Source organism: Bacillus cereus group sp. BfR-BA-01382 (assembly GCF_022663475.1).
GTDB classification, from domain to species: domain Bacteria; phylum Bacillota; class Bacilli; order Bacillales; family Bacillaceae_G; genus Bacillus_A; species Bacillus_A thuringiensis_S.
Window position 1 is genome coordinate 49,026 of sequence record NZ_JAKUFQ010000002.1, and the last position, 17,512, is coordinate 66,537.

The following is a 17,512-nucleotide window of genomic DNA, read 5'->3' on the forward strand; positions in this document are numbered from 1 at the left end:
AAAATGAAACGTTTATCTTTTCTAGATCGATATTTAACACTATGGATTTTTCTAGCTATGGCAGTTGGAATTGGTTTAGGGTTTGTGTTTCCTAGTGTAGTAGATGGACTGAATACATTACAAGTTGGAACGACGTCTATTCCGCTTGCTGCTGGTTTAATTGTCATGATGTATCCACCATTAGCAAAGGTTCGTTACGAGGAAATGGGCCGAGTATTTAAAGACGTAAAAGTATTGGTTTTATCTTTAGTACAAAACTGGATTATTGGACCTGTACTTATGTTTGTTTTAGCAATTATTTTTCTTCCTGATAAGCCAGAATACATGGTCGGGCTCATTATGATTGGTTTAGCACGTTGTATTGCAATGGTAATTGTTTGGAACGACCTTGCTGATGGGGATAAAGAGTATGCGGCAGGTTTAGTGGCTTTTAACTCAGTATTCCAAATGTTATTCTTCTCCGTTTATGCATACGTGTTTGTAACAGTCATTCCAGAATGGTTAGGAATTGAAGGTGCTATTGTCGATATTACAATGATAGAAGTAGCGAAATCCGTATTTATCTATTTGGGAATTCCTTTTATAGCAGGTATGTTGACACGCTTTGTACTCGTTAAGTTAAAAGGAAGACAGTGGTATGAAAAGGTGTTTATACCGAAAATTAGTCCACTTACATTACTTGCATTACTATTTACAATCATCATCATGTTCTCCTTAAAAGGGGAGATGATTGTTAGCGTGCCACTAGATGTGGTAAGAATAGCGATTCCGTTACTCATTTATTTTATTGTAATGTTTTTTGTATCTTTCTTTATGGGAAGGAAAATTGGTGCCAACTATCCGGTGACGACAACGTTAGCATTTACAGCAGGTAGTAATAACTTTGAGTTAGCAATTGCTGTAGCAGTTGGGGTGTTTGGTATTCATTCAGGCGCAGCATTTGCAGCTGTTATCGGACCGTTAGTGGAAGTACCTGTAATGATTGCACTTGTAAACGTTGCTTTTTGGTTTAAACGTAAATATTTTAATGACCAACCAGTCTAAATATAAAATAAAGGTGGAAAATACCATGGAAAACAAAAAGACAATCTATTTCTTATGCACAGGAAATTCATGCCGAAGCCAAATGGCAGAAGCGTGGGGCAAACAATTTTTAGAAGATAAGTGGAATGTGTATTCTGCAGGAATCGAAGCACATGGAGTAAATCCGAACGCAATTAAAGCAATGAACGAAGTAAATATCGACATAACAAATCAAACATCAGATATAATTGATGCAACCATTTTAAATAGTGCTGATTTAGTCGTTACGCTTTGTAGTCATGCAGATGCTGTCTGTCCATCTACTCCGCCGCATGTGAATCGTGTTCACTGGGGATTTGATGATCCAGCAGGAAAAGAGTGGTCTGAATTTCAACGTGTTCGCGATGAAATTGGTGAACATATAAAGCGATTTTCTGAAACAGGGGAGTAAATAAAGGAAAGAGTCAATCTTCTATTTTATAGGGATTGGCTCTTTTTATTATCTACTTCTTTGGTTTAAAACAACTATTAAAACGAATAGAGAATATTCTGTCATGGTGGTAAAGTTAGAATAGAGCAGTTTCAGGGGGGATAACATATGATTTCTGAATTAAACAAGGATGATTTTTATAAATGTAACCGTTTAGTAAATGAAAAAGGGCAATTGGAGGTAAAGGCTGTAATTGCAAGAGTGAATCCTGGTCGTATATTTGTAGATAACATTTATTGTCCTAATTTACGATTCAAAAAAGAAACAATATGGGGTGTCCGAAAATGAAAATACAAATTGTATTGTTTGATGGCTTCGGAGAACTTGTCTCTTTCGCGTCGTTTGAAGTACTGAAAAGAGCAATAGAAGAAGGGGCTCCGTTTACAGTTGAACTCGTATCAAGTGAACGAAAACAAGAAGTTACTACCTCGTTTGGAGTTACGGTTACACTACATGATTTTTTACGAATGGATAATCGCCCAGATTTGTTAATTGTACCTGGTGGTGGCTGGAATCATAAAGCTGAACATGGGGCACGAAAGCAAGCAGAGCTTGGAACACTGGCAGAAACGATTAGAGAGATGCATAATGAAGGAACGATTGTTGCGGGAGTTTGTACAGGAGGTATGCTACTAGCAGCCTCAGGTATATTGAATGGTAAAAAGGCGACGATGCACCATTTGGCACAGGGTGAAATGAGTAAATATGGGGCAGAACTTCTTCATTACCGAATTGTAGATCAAGGCGATATTATTACTGCAAGAGGAGTTACTTCAGGAACTGATTTAGCTCTTTGGATTACGGAAAAGTTCGCAAGTTCTAAAATTGCAGCTGCTGTTGAATATAGAATGGAATATGAGAGGCGAGGTGTTGTTTGGAAGTAATTTAATTATATTTTTTGCTGCAGAGCGTATCAAATATTGTAAAAGAGAAAGAGCCAACTCATACGAGTAGGTTCTTTCATTTATATACTATATTGCTTATTTTTTCACAGTAATATCTTTTTCAAAAAATCATAAAATAGATAATATATTTTGTTCCACATTGATAATTATTTTCATTATATATTTATAAATTAGTAAAATTTAGTTTACAAATTTTCATATAGCTTATATAATTTGACTCATATAAAAAAGTTTCCTTAAGGAAACTTAAGCGCGGGTTTACATTCGCTTTATATTTTTTTGCTTAAAAGTTGCCTTTGCGCAAAATAATTATATACACGAAAAAAAGAAAGGGGAATGCATAAAAAATGGGTGAGGCTATAATTGTTAAAGATTTGTTTGTATCGTATCAAGGGAATCAAGTAGTTCAAAATGTCTCCTTCGATATTGAAAAAGGGAAGCTCGTTGGAATTATTGGTCCAAATGGAGCGGGGAAATCTACTTTAATGAAAGCTGTATTAGATTTAATCCCAAATGATAAGGGATATGTCCAAATTCTTGGAGAGGATATTCGAAGCGTTAGAAAGAGTGTTGCATATGTACCGCAAAGAAGTGATATAGATTGGGACTTTCCGATTACAGTTTTAGATGTCGTGCTAATTGGAACGTATCCATCTTTAGGTATGATGAAAAGACCGAAGAAAGAGCATCGGGATTGGGCGTTTGATTGCTTAAAAAAAGTCGGAATGGAAGAGTTTAAAAATCGCCAAATCGGTGAGTTGTCAGGTGGACAACAACAACGTGTCTTTTTGGCGAGAGCTTTAGCGCAAAAGGCGGAAATATTCTTCTTAGATGAGCCGTTTGTCGGAATTGATGTAACAAGTGAAGAGACAATCATTAAAATTCTTAGGGAACTACGTAAAGAAGGAAAAACGATTGTCGTTGTCCATCATGATTTAAGTAAAGCAGAATCGTATTTTGATAAATTACTATTAATGAATAAAAGCTTAATTCATTACGGAGAAGTACGCCAAGTATTAGAACCAACTGTTATGTCAAAAGCGTATGTGAATCAAGGAATATTGTTTAATAATGCAGCGGAGGTACATTCATCATGAAGATTGTAGAATTTATAGATGCATTAACGCAGTATAGTTTTCTGCAGAAGGCGTTATTAACTTCCGTTATGGTAGGAATTATCTGTGGTGTCATTGGATGTTTTATTATTTTACGAGGTATGGCATTAATGGGTGATGCCATTTCACATGCTGTTCTTCCAGGAGTAGCGCTTTCTTATATGATTGGAATGAACTATTTTATAGGAGCGGTTTTAACAGGTGTTATTACTGCAGTAGGAATCGGATTTGTAAGTCAAAATAGTCGTATTAAACATGATATGGCGATAGGAATTATGTTTACATCTGTTTTCGCTGTAGGGATTATTTTAATTACCTTTATGAAGAGTAGTTCTGATTTGTATCATATTTTATTCGGGAATGTCTTATCCGTTCGTTCTTCTGATATGTGGATGACACTGATTATTGGAGTGGTCATTATTGGTCTTGTAATGTTGTTTTACAAAGAATTACTCGTATCCACGTTTGATCCAACTATGGCGCAAAGCTATGGATTACCGAATAAATGGATTCATTATGGCTTAATGATTCTCCTTACAATGGTTACAGTAGCTTCACTTCAAACTGTTGGAATTATTCTAGTCGTTGCGATGCTTATTACACCAGCGGCTACAGCGTATTTATTAACAAACCGTTTATGGGTCATGATTTATTTAGCAGCAGGCATTGGTGCGCTTTCATCTGTAGTAGGGTTATATTTTAGTTTCTCTTATAATCTTGCTTCAGGTGCAACAATTGTTCTTGTCGCAACATTCTTGTTCGGATTGGCATTCTTTTTCTCACCGTCACAAGGTTTGTTTTGGAGAGCTATCAAAATTAGAAAAAATAGAGCAGAGTTGTCATAATTGATTGGAGGATAATGATGAAATTTAAAAATGTTGTATTATCGGTAATTTGTATTTTTGTATTTGCATTAACAGCGTGTTCGAGTAACACAAATGGAAAAGAAGAGGGTAATGGAAAATTAAAAGTTGTAACTACATACTCCATTATATATGATATGGTGAAGCAAATTGGTGGAGATAAAGTTGAGATTCATAGTCTTGTTCCAATCGGAGCTAACCCGCATGAATATGATCCACTACCAAAAGATGTTATGAAAATGACAGATGCAGATATGGTATTTTACAATGGGCTAAACCTAGAAGAAGGTGGAGCGTGGTTTAAAAAGCTATTAAAAACGGCAAATAAATCAGCGAAAGATGCACCGGTTTATAAAGTAAGTGAAGGTGTAGAAGCTATTTACTTAGAAACAAAAGGATTAGAAAAAGAACCAGACCCACATGCTTGGATGAATATTAAAAATGGTATTTTATACGCTGAAAATGTGAAGCAGGCATTAATTAAAGAAGATCCTAAAAATAAAGAGTTCTATACTAAAAATGCTGATGAGTATGTAGCAGAACTTCAAAAGTTACACGATGAGACAGTAAACAGAATTCATCAAATTCCTGAAGAAAAACGTTTCTTAATCTCTAGCGAAGGTGCTTTTAAATACTTTGGAAAAGCATATGACATTAAGACGGGATACATTTGGGAAATTAACTCAGAGAATCAAGGTACGCCAGATCAAATTAGAGATGTTGTAAGTTTAATTCAAACAAACAAAGTGCCAGCTTTATTTGTTGAAACAAGTGTAGATCGACGTAGTATGGAAACTGTTTCAAAAGAAACAAACGTGCCAATTGCAGGGACAATTTTTACAGACTCACTAGGTAAATCAGGTGAGGATGGAGATACTTACTTAAAAATGATGAAATGGAATATAGATACCATTATTAATGGGCTACAAAAGTAGGATTTATCTGTTTTTCAATGTAGCGTAACTATTGAATTTTTATAAAATAAGAGATGAAAGAGCTAGCTCATATGAGTTGGCTCTTTTATTTATCCCAATATTTGCGGGCGGATAAGATTTCCTCCTTAAAAATTCAGCGAATGGGAGGGAGGGCTGCCCGTAAAATCCCACTGAATATGTACTAATAATCAGTGGGGGTGACAAAACTTCTACTAATTAAAGTTTTATTTTATAATTTTTACTTTATTAAAAGTAGATTTGTTAGAAAGGATAATCATTTATTGATATAATGAATGGATGCGTGGCAGGAAATAGATAGAAAGATACTGCTAGTAATTTATACTTAAAATGTAGGGAGATTGAACAGAGTTATGGGGAATGAAAAAGAAATTAGTTCCGCTAAATTAATATGGAAGATGACGCGCCCACATACATTAACGGCGACGTTTTCTCCTGTAATTTTAGGAACAGTGGCATCACTTTATGTTGCCAAAATTGATTGGCTTTTATTTATTGCGATGATGCTTGCATGTTTAGCATTGCAAATCGCAACGAATTTATTTAATGAGTACTATGATTTCAAACGTGGATTAGACACTGCTGAATCCGTTGGCATCGGTGGCGGAATTGTCCGTCATGGATTGAAGCCAAAAAATGTGTTAACAGTTGCGCTTTTATTATATGTCGTAGCAGCTTTTATTGGCATTTATATTTGTATGAATAGTAGTTGGTGGTTAGTGGTTATTGGTTTAATTGGAATGGCGGTTGGCTATTTATATACAGGTGGTCCATTACCAATTGCGTACACTCCGTTTGGAGAATTAGTTTCTGGATTGTTAATGGGGACATGTTTTGTACTTATTGCTTTCTTTATTCAAACAAATACGATAACGATTGAAAGTGTATTGATTTCCATTCCAATTGGGATTTTAGTAGGTGCAATCAACATGTCGAATAACATCCGAGATATCGAAGAAGATATTAAAGGTGGAAGAAAGACGTTGGTAATCCTCCTTGGGAGAGAAAAAGCAATAGTAACACTAGCTGTAGCCTTTTTCATTGCTTATTTATGGATTGCGGTGATTGTATTGATGGGTTATATAAGCCCTTGGGCATTAGTTATGTTCCTAGGTTTGAGAAAGCCAATCTCTGCTATTCAAAGTTTCCAAAAAGGAGCAAAGGACCCTGGGTATATGCGCATCGCAATGAAATCAACAGCAATGACAAATACGATTTTTGGCTTCTTATTATCGGCAGGATTATTAATTAGTTATCTGTTTTAGATAAAAAATCTTGTTAAATAACTTAACCCCAATTTCTCAATTTTAATATGGAGAAATTGGGGTTTTTATTTTGACTTTGTTTAATGCTAAAAACAGTTTCATTTGAAATATAAATACCAATAAATTGCAACTTCATCATTTTCAATATCTAAACCTTTATAAACAAGAAAATCAAACCCACCAATTACAAATCCACATTTTTCATAAAATTTACATGCTGCGACATTATTATTTTGCGTTTCAAGCATGATCCCGGGCATGTTGCCTTCTTTTGCCCATCGCTTTGCCTGATCAACCAATCTTTTACCAACTCCGAGTGTACGATATTTTTTATCCACCGTTATATCTTCTATGTAAGCATAGTGATTCCAATTCTTTTTCAATACCATTAATCCAATGATTTGGTTATGTAACAGTGCTATGTAAATGACTTGATTAGGTTTATTTATATATTCATTGTAAGCCAGTTCTTCATTATCATCTTGATTTTGTAAATAACTTTTTTCATAACTTGGAACGTCTTCTACTGTATATTCTATGCGTCTATTTACTTTGGAAAGAGAAAGAATTAACCGAGCATTCACTATAAAACTGTCATCGATCTTCGGGAAATTGTCTAAATCATTTTTTTCTAACTCTCTAATTAAAAGATTCATCGGAGCACCTCCACATAATAATATTTCTTCTAGTTCTTTATTTGATTCAAATGAATTCCAATTACAAAATTATAATAGAATTTCAATAGTATGGCTAACTCAGTATTTTATCTTTATAACAGCATACTATTATCTTGATATAAAAATTTTGTTTAGAAAGAGTAGTATTTTTTATTTTGGATGTATATCCAGTTTTCAAATTTAACTGTATTAGAGAAAACAATATTTTTCTAAAGAGTGGATGCAGTACGCTATTCTTTAACTAATTTCGACATTATCTGCATTTTATCTTCACCTTCCTCTATTAATCTATTTATTGTAAATATCAACTGGAGTTAATGCTTAGCTGTATAAATAATGAATATGAAAATTAGTAGGGAAAGGATCGAAACATAATGAAAGAATCACAAAATAAGAAAAAAACAAATGTAGGAACTAAGGCAATACTATCTCTAGGGGTTGTTTTAGCAACGACCTTTTTCACATTCTTTTTAATTGGGAAATGGAACTCTATCCCAGCGAAGGGAGTAGCTAATGAAAGTAGTAATCAAGTTAATACGCAACAACAAGAAAAGAAAAAGGAGACACCACCAGCAAAACAGAAAAGACCTGATGGAAAACCGGTAGGAAAGGTTGTTTATTTAACATTCGATGACGGTCCTAGCGAATTAACTGGGAAATTTTTAGATGTACTAAAAGAGCAACATGTTGCTTCGACATTTTTTATGCAAGGTAGCAATTTACAGAATACCGCTTTTCAGGAAAACGTAAAGCGAGCAGTAAAAGAAGGACATTATATTGGTGCTCATAGTATGACACATAATAGTGATAAGTTATACAAAAAAGGACAATTTGTACCGGAGATGAAAGAAACGTTAGCTCTTATCCATAATATTACGGGTACAACTCCTAAACTAGTTCGTCCGCCATATGGATCTGCACCAGGATTAAAGGGCGAGGAAATTCGTAACCAAATTGTAGAAGCAGGAATAAAAGTTTGGGATTGGACGATAGATTCAAATGATTGGAAATTAAAAGGTAATCCACAGCAAATTATAGAGAATGTAAAGCGTACAACAACAGAAGATGTGGAAGTAGTTCTAATGCATGAAAAACCACAAACATTACAAGCGCTTCCTGAAATTATTAAATTTTATAAGGAAAAAGGATATGAATTCGGGGTATACAATGAAGCGGATCATTTTCAACTAAACTTCCAGAAAGATCAACGTCTATAGTATAAACATAATTATCTTAAAAAGGTGTTTTCCATTACTAAATCAATAACTAAGCCAAAAGTTGATTTCTTATTTTATAAAGAAATCGGCTTTTTCGTTTGTATATTACGTTACAAGAGTTTTCTTATTTTCTCCGGAATGTCCTTTTTAGAAATGTATGCAACAGAGTCTTTATAGTAAGAGTATTATGTTGGAGATAATCAAAAAAACGTATATTGCAATATAAAAATTCACTTTAATACTAAAGGATACATGACAACGATTCCTATAAATTCTTCTCAATAATTGAAAATAAAATCAATCCAGATTATTATATTGTTATTGTAATTACATTTTATTGAAGGAGGATACAAAGATGAAAAACTCAAAAGGCTCTATTGAATCAGAGATAAGCAAAGCAATTACTCACTGGGAAAAGGACTACCTAGGACGCGGGTCTATATCCGTTAAGACAGATATAGTACGGGATATGATTATCGTAAATTTACAAGGTGTTTTAACGCCGGCTGAATATACGGTTTGCGAAACAAAAGACGGTATGCTAACGATAAAGAAAAATCGTTCGGAGCTAGTTGAATCTGGAATTGATGATCTGAAAGAGATTATACTAGAATTAACTGGAGAAAAAGTGAAAAGCTTTCATACGGATATAAGCTCCCGTACAGGCGAACGAGTAATGATTTTTAAATTGCTTCATAATCTTGAGGAGAAATTTTAAAAATACCTTAAGGTTAGTGGAAGGATTAAGAAACCTACAAGTTTGGCACTTTATTAACAGGCTAATAATTAAAAACTTGAAGTTATTTAGGTATAATAAATCTTAATTCTAATAACTCTTAAAAAACGGATAAAGAAATTGACAAACTGCTTAATATGGTTTATCTTATAATTGTTTTAAAAAATTGATAGATGCTCATTTTAACAGTTTGCTATAATTAAGGCTTTAGCATTTTTTTAATATGTAATATTGACTAAATGAAAAAGTTTCTTAATTAAAAGATAGCGTATAACATAAATTGATATATTGATTGCATAATCTAGGAGATCAGAAATATACATTTCTTTTTAACAGGAGTAATACATACATTATTATCCTCTATAAAATGGGAGCTCTTCAAAAAACTTTATTGAAGTTAGTTGAAGGGAAACCGACAATCTCCATAATTCAATGATGATATAAAATCATTGAATTATGGAAGTTGTCGGTTTTTTTATGGGAAAAAACGATGCACTAAAAAGAGTGAATGAAAATTGAAATTTAAAAAATCATCTTAATTAAAAGGAATTTTTATAGTTTATTTTTGCTTAGAAGGGGGTATTTAACATGTTAATTTCGCTGAGTTCATCAACACTGTTAACATTATTTTTTATGGCGCTTAGTGCTTCTTGGCTAAGTGGATTATTGTTTTTACATGCAAGGATGCCTTTACGTTTTGTTCATATCCATATTGGTATCGCTGCATTGCCTTCATTGGTTTCTTTACTCGCACTTGTTAATCACAATGAAGATAGAGTTGTAGGGCCTTGGCATCTAGATACTTTAGCTTGGTTCATGGCTTTCTTTGTTCTTACAATTGGTTTAATCATTCAGCGTTTTTCTATACGTTACTTACTGGGAGATCGCTCATATCGAAAATACTTTGCACTTTTTACATTTACTACAGGTGTATCTTCAGTCGCATGGTTAAGTAATGATCTTCGTTTCATGATTATTTGTTGGGGAGCAACTCTTATAGGATTGGTTCTACTCATAGGGCTAAATAAAGGTTGGAAAGTAGTTAGTGAAGCAACAAAAATTTCTAGTTATTTATTTACAATAAGCTGGATCGCCTTGCTATCAGCTATCATTTGGCTTTTTCAAGGCACTGGACAGTGGCAATTAACATCAGTTTTAACGAATGAAAATGTAGCTCAATTTGGAACGTTGGAGAAAACAGGAATTAACTTATTGATTATAGTAGCTGTGATGATTCCAGCAGCACAATGGCCTTTTCAAAGATGGTTAATTGAGTCAGCTGTAGCTCCAACTCCTGTGTCTGCTATTATGCATGCTGGTTTAGTAAATGCTGGCGGTATCATGTTAACTAGATTTTCACCTCTTTTTCATGATGATATTGCACAAATCATTTTACTAATTTTCTCAAGTATTTCTATCTTAATCGGAACAGGAATTAGCCTAGTTCAAGTTGATTATAAACGTCAGCTAGTGGGATCAACTATTGCACAAATGGGGTTTATGCTTATTCAATGCGCATTAGGAGCCTATTTAGCGGCTGTTATTCATTTGATTTTACATGGTTTGTTTAAAGCTACACTGTTTTTACAAGCTGGTTCTTCCGTGCAACGTTTTGGGGCAGTGAAGCAGTCTAATGAAAAGATATCTGATTTATGGATTATGGTCGGACGTGTTTTCGGATTATTTATAGCGATTGCTTTTTGGTTTACGACTTCTGGAGAAGGGTATGAATTAGTTAGTGCGTTCATCTTAGGGTGGTCATTATACTTTTCATGGAAACAGCTTGTTGTTTTTGGAGAGGGAAGAATGGGACGAATTGTTGGCGTAGTTATTTTAGCTGGTTTTTCTCTCATTTATTTTACCGTTCATAATTCTCTTTACAAATGGTTGCATACTGACATGTATCAAAGTGTTCAACCTTCAGCTCCAGCTGTTATCTTTGTTATATGTATTTTACTATTTAGTAGTGCTATTAGTACTTTCGTTACTCGTAATCAATCTTCTACTTTATTCGCTGTACTTTATCTTTGGTTAGTTCGAGTAGGTGAGGCGAGAAGAAAGTCAGTAGAAAGTCACCCAGGCTATCTGAAACATTATGTATCAAAGGGAGGTAATTCGTGATGAGCATATTGTCAATATTAAAGAAAGATACAAATATTGATATGCAAGAAAATAATATAAATGATTTAGTTGCATCTGCTAGCCGAGTGATTGCACCACTTTGGCCTATCTCTACGTTTGCAGCTCATCACCCTTGGATGGGACTTGAAAAACAATCATTTGAACAAGTTGCAGATTGGTTAAAAGAAATTCGTAATGTGGATATATATCCGAGTGCTGCTATGATTCATTCGGCAAAGGCAAAAGGGGAGATTGAGGAATCATTTTTACAAAGTGGCTTGTCTCGTTGGCTTGATTCACAATCTTTTCATATCCCGCGAAAGAAAGTGGAGCAGTTTTGCCAAGTAGCTTTAAAATTAGAGGAATTACCTTCTAGTCTATTATCATTGCCAGAAGTAAATAAACTGGCAGAAGAAATGAGTTATATAAATACAGAGAGTATGAAAGACTCTTCTTTGCAACCTGTAAGTTCACTTATAGAGAACCAAAAGGGTGAAAACCTATCTGATATTCTTAATTATCATATCATTAAATGGTGTAAATTATATCTTGATGACTCCGGATCAAGTTGGACGATGCCAAATCGAGAGAAAGGTTTTTATCGTGCATGGCAACACCTTATTAAATTTGATCCAGCGCTCAGTAAAAATGAGCGTAAAGTTTTAAAAGATTGGCCACAAGATGCCCAAGTAGCTTTAGCGAGAGCATTATCTGAACTAGGAATTTCTGAATCTAACATACAAGCTTACCTTGAAGGGCACTTACTTTCTTTGCCTGGGTGGGCAGGAATGATACGATGGCGCTCACAACAATCAATTCAGGAACAGGAACTCCTAATAGAATATTTAGCAGTTCGAATTTCTATGGAGCTGGCTATTACAAAGCCTTATTTACCTTTAAAAAATCAAAAGGTTGAGAAAAAAGTTGCAATCGTCCCGCTTATAGCTTCTTGGATCTATTGGGGGAATATTTCAACACGGGAATGGTTACAAATGCCTGCTGCTGAACAAAGTGAATTATTAGTATTCGCTTATCGTTTTGATGAAAATATTCGTAGGAAACTTTGGCTGGAAGCTTGGGAACAGACGCATGCAGAGCAATTAAGGAAGAAGATTGCTTCTAAACAACGTGCAACTAATGATAAAAAGCGTGTATTAGCTCAATTAGCATTCTGTATTGATGTACGTTCAGAACCGTTTCGTCGCCATCTTGAAAAATTAGGTCCGTTTGAAACATTTGGAATAGCTGGTTTCTTTGGATTACCAATTGCAACTAGTGAACTAGGTAGTAATAACAACCATCCTTCTTTGCCAGTTATACTCAAACCGAAACATCAAATAAAAGAGCTCACAAATGAAAATGAACTTAAATCTTATGAGCAACGTAAGAGGGTAGGCAGTTCGGTACGTTATACATTTAAAACGATGAAACAGAACGTACTGACGAGTATGGCGCTACCTGAGTTAAGTGGTCCTTTATTTGGTCTACAAATGGTGACAAGAAGCTTTGTCCCAAGAGGAGTTGGTGCTTTCATTCGTAACCTTCGTAAAACTATGTTACAAAAACCTGATACAACATTCTCACTTAATCATGTTCATGACACAAAGGGCGAGATACCTATCGGTTTTACGAAAGAAGAAAAAGTGAACTATGTGCGTCAAGCTTTAAAAATGGTGGGACTGACAGAAAAATTTGCTCCTTTAGTTGTAATGTGCGGACATAGTAGTCAAAGTACGAACAATCCTTATGCTGCAGCGCTTGAGTGTGGTGCTTGTGGCGGAGCAGCAGGGGGATTCAATGCAAGAGTTTTTGCTACTTTATGTAATCTTCCAGAAGTAAGAGAGGCATTGGCTGCTGAAGGTATTAAAATTCCTGAGGACACCATTTTTGCAGCAGCTGAACATAAAACAACAGTGGACGAATTGGAATGGATTTACGTCCCGGAACTTTCGGAAGCTGCGCAAGAAGCATTTGATTGTATCGAGTCGATTATGCCAAATGTGAGCCAACATGCAAATAGAGAGCGTTTAACGCAATTACCAAATTTTAAAACGAAAATAAAAAATGCGAGTAAAGAGGCACATCGATTTGCAGAAGATTGGAGTGAAATACGTCCAGAATGGGGATTAGCTCGTAATGCATCTTTTATTATCGGGCAACGAGAATTAACTCAAGATTGTGACTTAGAAGGTAGGGCGTTCCTCCATAATTATGATTGGAAACAGGATGAAAGTGGCGATATATTAGCTAACATTATTGCAGGACCAGGAACAGTAGCTCAGTGGATAAATTTACAATATTACGCTTCAACTGTAGCACCTCATTATTATGGTAGTGGAAACAAAACAACCCAAACTGTAACGGCAGGTCTCGGTGTTATGCAAGGGAATGCAAGTGACCTGTTGCCAGGCTTACCTTGGCAATCGGTTATGCAGTCAGATAGTGAGACGTATCATTCACCACTTCGTTTACTAATTGTCATTCAAGCACCTATTGAATATATAGAACGTTTGTTAAATAATGATTTCACATTTCGAGAAAAAGTTCAAAATGGATGGGTTAGACTTGCAAGTGTTGATCCAGAGGGACGCTGGAAAAACTGGTAACAATTATTATTGTTACTAGCTTAAAAGTTTCATAAATACAATAATGAAGAAGGAGTGCTCCATATGAATTCAAAGAATAAAAAAGTTTTATTATTAACAGACATTGAACACGGAATAGAGCCTAGTATCCAACAAGTAACTAACATTCACCAAGAAAACATGTTGACTATACACAGCTATGATTCTGTAATTGTACATCCTTATGGAGATATAATGAGATCTATTATTATTGCTATTTATCAAGAAAATGTTAAAGAAATTTTTGTTGTTGGAATAGAGGATAAAGAAACGTCTTCAGTTAATCTACAAACTCAACGTGATTTCATAAAAGATAATATAGAATTAGACTATCTCTTTAAAAATTGCATGCCTGAATTTTCAAGTGGTAGCCTCGATGAATGGCTAATTGGAAAAGAAAATGTTAGTGAAAATATTGAGAAGAGTATAGATATGATTTGTCATCATCCACTAGTACCGTCTGATGTTAAAGTTCATGGTTTCAAGATTGATAGAATAGGGGAAAAAGAAACGGTTGTTAAAATTCCTACTAATAAAATAGTTGAAAAAGTTAACTAATTTATTAAAGACAAATAAATTCTTATGTATAAATTGCTGTTGTATAATAAATTTTATTATGTTTTAAGAATCAGAAGAGGTAGCCATGCAAAACAAAATTATCGTTATGTTTCAAAAAGATTTTCGTTTATATGATAACCCAGCTCTATTTGAGGCTGTTCAGTCCGGGGAGGTTCTTCCGGTATATGTACAAGATGAAACTTTTTCAATAGGAAGTGCGGCAAAGTGGTGGTTACACCATGCTGTAATAGATGTAAAGAAGCAACTTGAGGCATTGGGCTCTACTTTAATAATTCGTAAAGGACGTACGGAGGAAGAAATACTTTCTCTCATAGAACAATTAGATATAACGGCTGTATATTGGAATATTTGCTATGATCCGGACAGATTACAATCTAATCAAAAAATGAAAATGATGTTAGAAGATAAAGGTATTATTTGTAAGGAATTTAATTCGCATTTATTATTAGAACCGTGGATTATAAAAAAGAAGGACAACACTGAATATAAGGTGTTTACGCCTTTTTACAATGCATTTCAAAAGCAGGTAATACCTAAACCTATTAGCAAAGTGCAGAGTATAAAATGGGGAAGCTCTTTACCAGCAAGCTTATCTGTTTCAGAATTACACTTGCTGCCAACTATACCGTGGACATCTCATATTGAATCAATATGGGAGCCTACAGAGGAAGGGGCATACAAAACATTCAAGAAATTTTTCTCTAGCAAATTAGCCTCTTATAGTGAAGGAAGAGATTTTCCAAATCAAAATGCTCATTCGATGTTGGCGCCATATCTTTCATTTGGCCAAATATCAGTGAAGTTAATGTATCATTACTTAATAAATAAAAGTACCGAAAGACAATGTAGTCTTTTTGAAAAACAAGTGAATAGTTTTATACGCCAATTAATTTGGCGAGAGTTTTCTTATTATTTGCTATATCACTATCCGTTTACAGTATATAAACCTCTTAATAAAAACTTTGAACATTTTCCGTGGAATAAGGAAGAGGAGTTATTAAGAGTATGGCAAAAAGGTGAAACTGGTTATCCGTTTATTGACGCGGGAATGCGGGAGCTTTGGCAAACAGGTTTTATGCATAATCGGACAAGAATGGCTGTAGCCTCTTTTCTTGTAAAGCATTTGTTAATTCCGTGGCAAGAAGGAGCAAAATGGTTTATGGATACACTACTAGATGCTGATATTGCAAATAATACAATGGGATGGCAATGGGTTGCTGGAAGTGGAGCAGATGCATCACCGTACTTTCGTATTTTTAATCCTATCACACAAGGAGAAAAGTTTGATAAAAATGGAGAGTATATAAGAAAATGGGTACCAGAATTAAGAGATATACCGAATAAGTATATACATAAACCTTGGGAAGCACCTGAGCATATTTTACAAAAGGCCAATATAAAGCTTGGTAATACATATCCTTTGCCAGTCGTTGATCATAAGGCAGCAAGAGAGAGAGCACTGTGTGCATATAAAAGTATGAAAGAGTTCGTATAAAATAGATTAAACGATATGTATTTGAAATTTAAATATTAGAAATTTATCCATTACAAGGGCATACTAATCATATAAAGTTTCTATAATCTTCTAGTAAAAAGGAGAATGTTTATGAAAAAATCTAGTATTATAGTATTTTTACTAACATATGGTTTGTTTTATGTTTCTAGTGTTTTATTCCCTATTGATCGTACTTGGTATGATGCGTTAGAAAAGCCGTCTTGGACACCTCCTGGTATGACAATCGGAATGATATGGGCTGTATTATTTGGACTTATTGCATTATCAGTTGCAATTATTTACAACAACTATGGATTCAAGCCAAAAACATTTTGGTTTGTATTCCTTTTAAATTATATGTGCAATCAAGCGTTCAGCTACTTTCAATTCATTCAAAAAAATTTGTTTTTAGCAACAGTAGACTGTTTACTAGTCGCTATTACTACGTTACTTCTCATTATGTTTTCTTCCAATTTATCTAAAGTATCGACAGGGTTGCTAATTCCATATTTTTTATGGTCTGCATTTGCTACATATTTATCTTGGACAATTTATAGTATAAATTAAAGACGTAAATGAAAACTTGAGCACAATAAAAATGCTCGAGTTTTTATGTTTATTAATGATAATCTAAAGTATAGAATATATACATCTTAGGGAGGTCATACATATGAAGAAATGGATGAAAATTGTTCTGTACTCTTTACTTGGTATTTTACTTATAGGGAGTATTACTTTTTTTACTTGGTCCCAGTTTACTTACAAACCAACGAAAGAGGCTTTGTCGTTAGTGAATGATAAAAAAGATGAAGATAATATAGTTTTTGGACAGAAAGATGCTAAAATAGGGGTTGTTTTTTATCAAGGTGCTAAAGTAGAAGCTGAAGCTTATAGTTACTTAGGAGAAGCTCTTGCAAAAGATGGGCATTTTGTAGTAATGCCTAAGTTACCATTAAACTTAGCGATACTTGGAATCAATGCGGTAGATAGTGTAATTGAACAGTACCCTGAAGTTCAAAAATGGTACGTTGCTGGACATTCAATGGGCGGAGCTATGATTTCTAAGTATGCCTTTCAGAATGAAGACAAGGTAGATGGGATCATTTTCTTAGGCTCTTATCCTGCAGATGATTTCTCTACAAAATCGATTCCAATGTTATCTATTTATGGAGAAGTAGATGCTTTAGCAACTGTAGAAAAAATAGAGAACAATAAAAAGTTAATGTCAAAGAATACAACTATGCACATGATAAAAGGCGGAAACCATGCTCATTTTGGCATGTATGGTGAGCAAAAAGGTGATAATGCAAGCTTAATTACGTCAAAAGCACAACGGGATGAAACAGTTAAAGTAATTGAAGAATGGTTGTTAAAACAATGATAACGAACTTAATAAATCGATCGAAAGAATTCTCCAAACGGTAGATGGGAGCGATAATAAAGAGCCAA

16 protein-coding genes and 1 pseudogene are annotated in these 17,512 nt (G+C 34.3%); 16 read left to right on the plus strand and 1 reads right to left on the minus strand.

Annotated elements, in window-relative coordinates:
* Window positions 1-3 precede the first annotated feature (3 nt).
* From arsB to menA, 8 genes and pseudogenes are all read left to right on the plus strand, one after another.
* Window positions 4-1,044: an ACR3 family arsenite efflux transporter gene (gene arsB / locus MR160_RS01190; RefSeq protein ID WP_000826537.1), complete on the plus strand. Its 1,041-nt coding sequence runs from the start codon at window positions 4-6 to the stop codon at window positions 1,042-1,044.
* Between the two features lie 25 nt (window positions 1,045-1,069).
* Entirely contained in the window at window positions 1,070-1,474 is a 405-nt protein-coding gene (gene arsC / locus MR160_RS01195; RefSeq protein WP_000428339.1) for an arsenate reductase (thioredoxin), read from the plus strand.
* A 147-nt stretch (window positions 1,475-1,621) separates the two neighbouring features.
* Window positions 1,622-1,759 (plus strand): annotated as a pseudogene (locus tag MR160_RS01200) (GNAT family acetyltransferase); the annotation flags it as partial.
* 38 nt (window positions 1,760-1,797) lie between these two features.
* Window positions 1,798-2,397, plus strand: a complete 600-nt coding sequence (locus tag MR160_RS01205) for a DJ-1/PfpI family protein (RefSeq protein WP_242297032.1) — start codon at window positions 1,798-1,800, stop codon at window positions 2,395-2,397.
* 368 nt (window positions 2,398-2,765) lie between these two features.
* Window positions 2,766-3,515 (plus strand): metal ABC transporter ATP-binding protein, encoded by a 750-nt coding sequence (locus MR160_RS01210; protein ID WP_000503231.1) that lies wholly within the window; start codon window positions 2,766-2,768, stop codon window positions 3,513-3,515.
* Window positions 3,512-4,378, plus strand: a complete 867-nt coding sequence (locus tag MR160_RS01215; protein WP_000706183.1) for a metal ABC transporter permease — start codon at window positions 3,512-3,514, stop codon at window positions 4,376-4,378. Before MR160_RS01210 ends, MR160_RS01215 begins: the two co-directional genes overlap by 4 nt.
* A 17-nt stretch (window positions 4,379-4,395) precedes the next feature.
* The gene (mntA, locus tag MR160_RS01220; protein WP_000669597.1) at window positions 4,396-5,331 is read left to right on the plus strand and encodes a manganese ABC transporter substrate-binding protein/adhesin MntA; all 936 of its coding nucleotides are present in this window, start codon (window positions 4,396-4,398) and stop codon (window positions 5,329-5,331) included.
* A 371-nt stretch (window positions 5,332-5,702) separates the two neighbouring features.
* Window positions 5,703-6,614, plus strand: coding sequence for a 1,4-dihydroxy-2-naphthoate polyprenyltransferase (menA, locus tag MR160_RS01225; protein WP_000526088.1), 912 nt, complete (start codon window positions 5,703-5,705; stop codon window positions 6,612-6,614).
* A 98-nt stretch (window positions 6,615-6,712) separates the two neighbouring features.
* On the opposite strand, the gene satA is transcribed toward menA, so the two are convergent.
* Window positions 6,713-7,270, minus strand: coding sequence for a streptothricin N-acetyltransferase SatA (satA, locus tag MR160_RS01230; RefSeq protein WP_001050464.1), 558 nt, complete (start codon window positions 7,268-7,270; stop codon window positions 6,713-6,715).
* A 395-nt stretch (window positions 7,271-7,665) separates the two neighbouring features.
* On the opposite strand from satA, the gene MR160_RS01235 reads away from it, so the two are divergent.
* The 8 genes from MR160_RS01235 (at window position 7,666) to MR160_RS01270 (ending at window position 17,444) form a co-directional block, all read left to right on the plus strand.
* Entirely contained in the window at window positions 7,666-8,508 is an 843-nt protein-coding gene (locus tag MR160_RS01235) for a polysaccharide deacetylase family protein (protein WP_000665156.1), read from the plus strand.
* Between the two features lie 355 nt (window positions 8,509-8,863).
* A complete protein-coding gene (locus MR160_RS01240) occupies window positions 8,864-9,226 on the plus strand; it encodes a Na-translocating system protein MpsC family protein (protein WP_242297033.1) in 363 nt (120 codons plus the stop codon).
* A 606-nt stretch (window positions 9,227-9,832) separates the two neighbouring features.
* Window positions 9,833-11,365 carry an NADH dehydrogenase subunit 5 gene (locus MR160_RS01245; protein ID WP_000908926.1) on the plus strand — a complete coding sequence of 511 codons (1,533 nt, stop codon included), beginning with the start codon at window positions 9,833-9,835 and terminating at the stop codon, window positions 11,363-11,365.
* A complete protein-coding gene (locus tag MR160_RS01250; protein ID WP_000025795.1) occupies window positions 11,365-13,971 on the plus strand; it encodes a DUF2309 domain-containing protein in 2,607 nt (868 codons plus the stop codon). Before MR160_RS01245 ends, MR160_RS01250 begins: the two co-directional genes overlap by 1 nt.
* 63 nt (window positions 13,972-14,034) lie before the next feature.
* Window positions 14,035-14,547, plus strand: a complete 513-nt coding sequence (locus tag MR160_RS01255) for a carbonic anhydrase (RefSeq protein WP_001086241.1) — start codon at window positions 14,035-14,037, stop codon at window positions 14,545-14,547.
* Between the two features lie 85 nt (window positions 14,548-14,632).
* On the plus strand, window positions 14,633-16,063 hold the full coding sequence (locus tag MR160_RS01260) for a cryptochrome/photolyase family protein (protein ID WP_001179984.1): 1,431 nt from the start codon (window positions 14,633-14,635) through the stop codon (window positions 16,061-16,063).
* Between the two features lie 111 nt (window positions 16,064-16,174).
* Complete coding sequence (locus tag MR160_RS01265; protein WP_242297034.1) at window positions 16,175-16,630, plus strand: TspO/MBR family protein; 456 nt, start codon at window positions 16,175-16,177, stop codon at window positions 16,628-16,630.
* A 103-nt stretch (window positions 16,631-16,733) separates the two neighbouring features.
* Complete coding sequence (locus MR160_RS01270; protein WP_000759149.1) at window positions 16,734-17,444, plus strand: alpha/beta hydrolase; 711 nt, start codon at window positions 16,734-16,736, stop codon at window positions 17,442-17,444.
* Window positions 17,445-17,512 lie beyond the last annotated feature (68 nt).

Excerpts from the sequence above, each read along its gene's own strand:
- arsB (WP_000826537.1), top strand. The coding sequence starts at position 4 with ATGAAACGTTTATCTTTTCTAGATCGATATTTAACACTATGGATTTTT.
- arsC (WP_000428339.1), top strand. The coding sequence starts at position 1,070 with ATGGAAAACAAAAAGACAATCTATTTCTTATGCACAGGAAATTCATGC.
- MR160_RS01205 (WP_242297032.1), top strand. The coding sequence starts at position 1,798 with ATGAAAATACAAATTGTATTGTTTGATGGCTTCGGAGAACTTGTCTCT.
- MR160_RS01210 (WP_000503231.1), top strand. The coding sequence starts at position 2,766 with ATGGGTGAGGCTATAATTGTTAAAGATTTGTTTGTATCGTATCAAGGG.
- MR160_RS01215 (WP_000706183.1), top strand. The coding sequence starts at position 3,512 with ATGAAGATTGTAGAATTTATAGATGCATTAACGCAGTATAGTTTTCTG.
- mntA (WP_000669597.1), top strand. The coding sequence starts at position 4,396 with ATGAAATTTAAAAATGTTGTATTATCGGTAATTTGTATTTTTGTATTT.
- menA (WP_000526088.1), top strand. The coding sequence starts at position 5,703 with ATGGGGAATGAAAAAGAAATTAGTTCCGCTAAATTAATATGGAAGATG.
- satA (WP_001050464.1), bottom strand. The coding sequence starts at position 7,270 with ATGAATCTTTTAATTAGAGAGTTAGAAAAAAATGATTTAGACAATTTC.
- MR160_RS01235 (WP_000665156.1), top strand. The coding sequence starts at position 7,666 with ATGAAAGAATCACAAAATAAGAAAAAAACAAATGTAGGAACTAAGGCA.
- MR160_RS01240 (WP_242297033.1), top strand. The coding sequence starts at position 8,864 with ATGAAAAACTCAAAAGGCTCTATTGAATCAGAGATAAGCAAAGCAATT.
- MR160_RS01245 (WP_000908926.1), top strand. The coding sequence starts at position 9,833 with ATGTTAATTTCGCTGAGTTCATCAACACTGTTAACATTATTTTTTATG.
- MR160_RS01250 (WP_000025795.1), top strand. The coding sequence starts at position 11,365 with ATGAGCATATTGTCAATATTAAAGAAAGATACAAATATTGATATGCAA.
- MR160_RS01255 (WP_001086241.1), top strand. The coding sequence starts at position 14,035 with ATGAATTCAAAGAATAAAAAAGTTTTATTATTAACAGACATTGAACAC.
- MR160_RS01260 (WP_001179984.1), top strand. The coding sequence starts at position 14,633 with ATGCAAAACAAAATTATCGTTATGTTTCAAAAAGATTTTCGTTTATAT.
- MR160_RS01265 (WP_242297034.1), top strand. The coding sequence starts at position 16,175 with ATGAAAAAATCTAGTATTATAGTATTTTTACTAACATATGGTTTGTTT.
- MR160_RS01270 (WP_000759149.1), top strand. The coding sequence starts at position 16,734 with ATGAAGAAATGGATGAAAATTGTTCTGTACTCTTTACTTGGTATTTTA.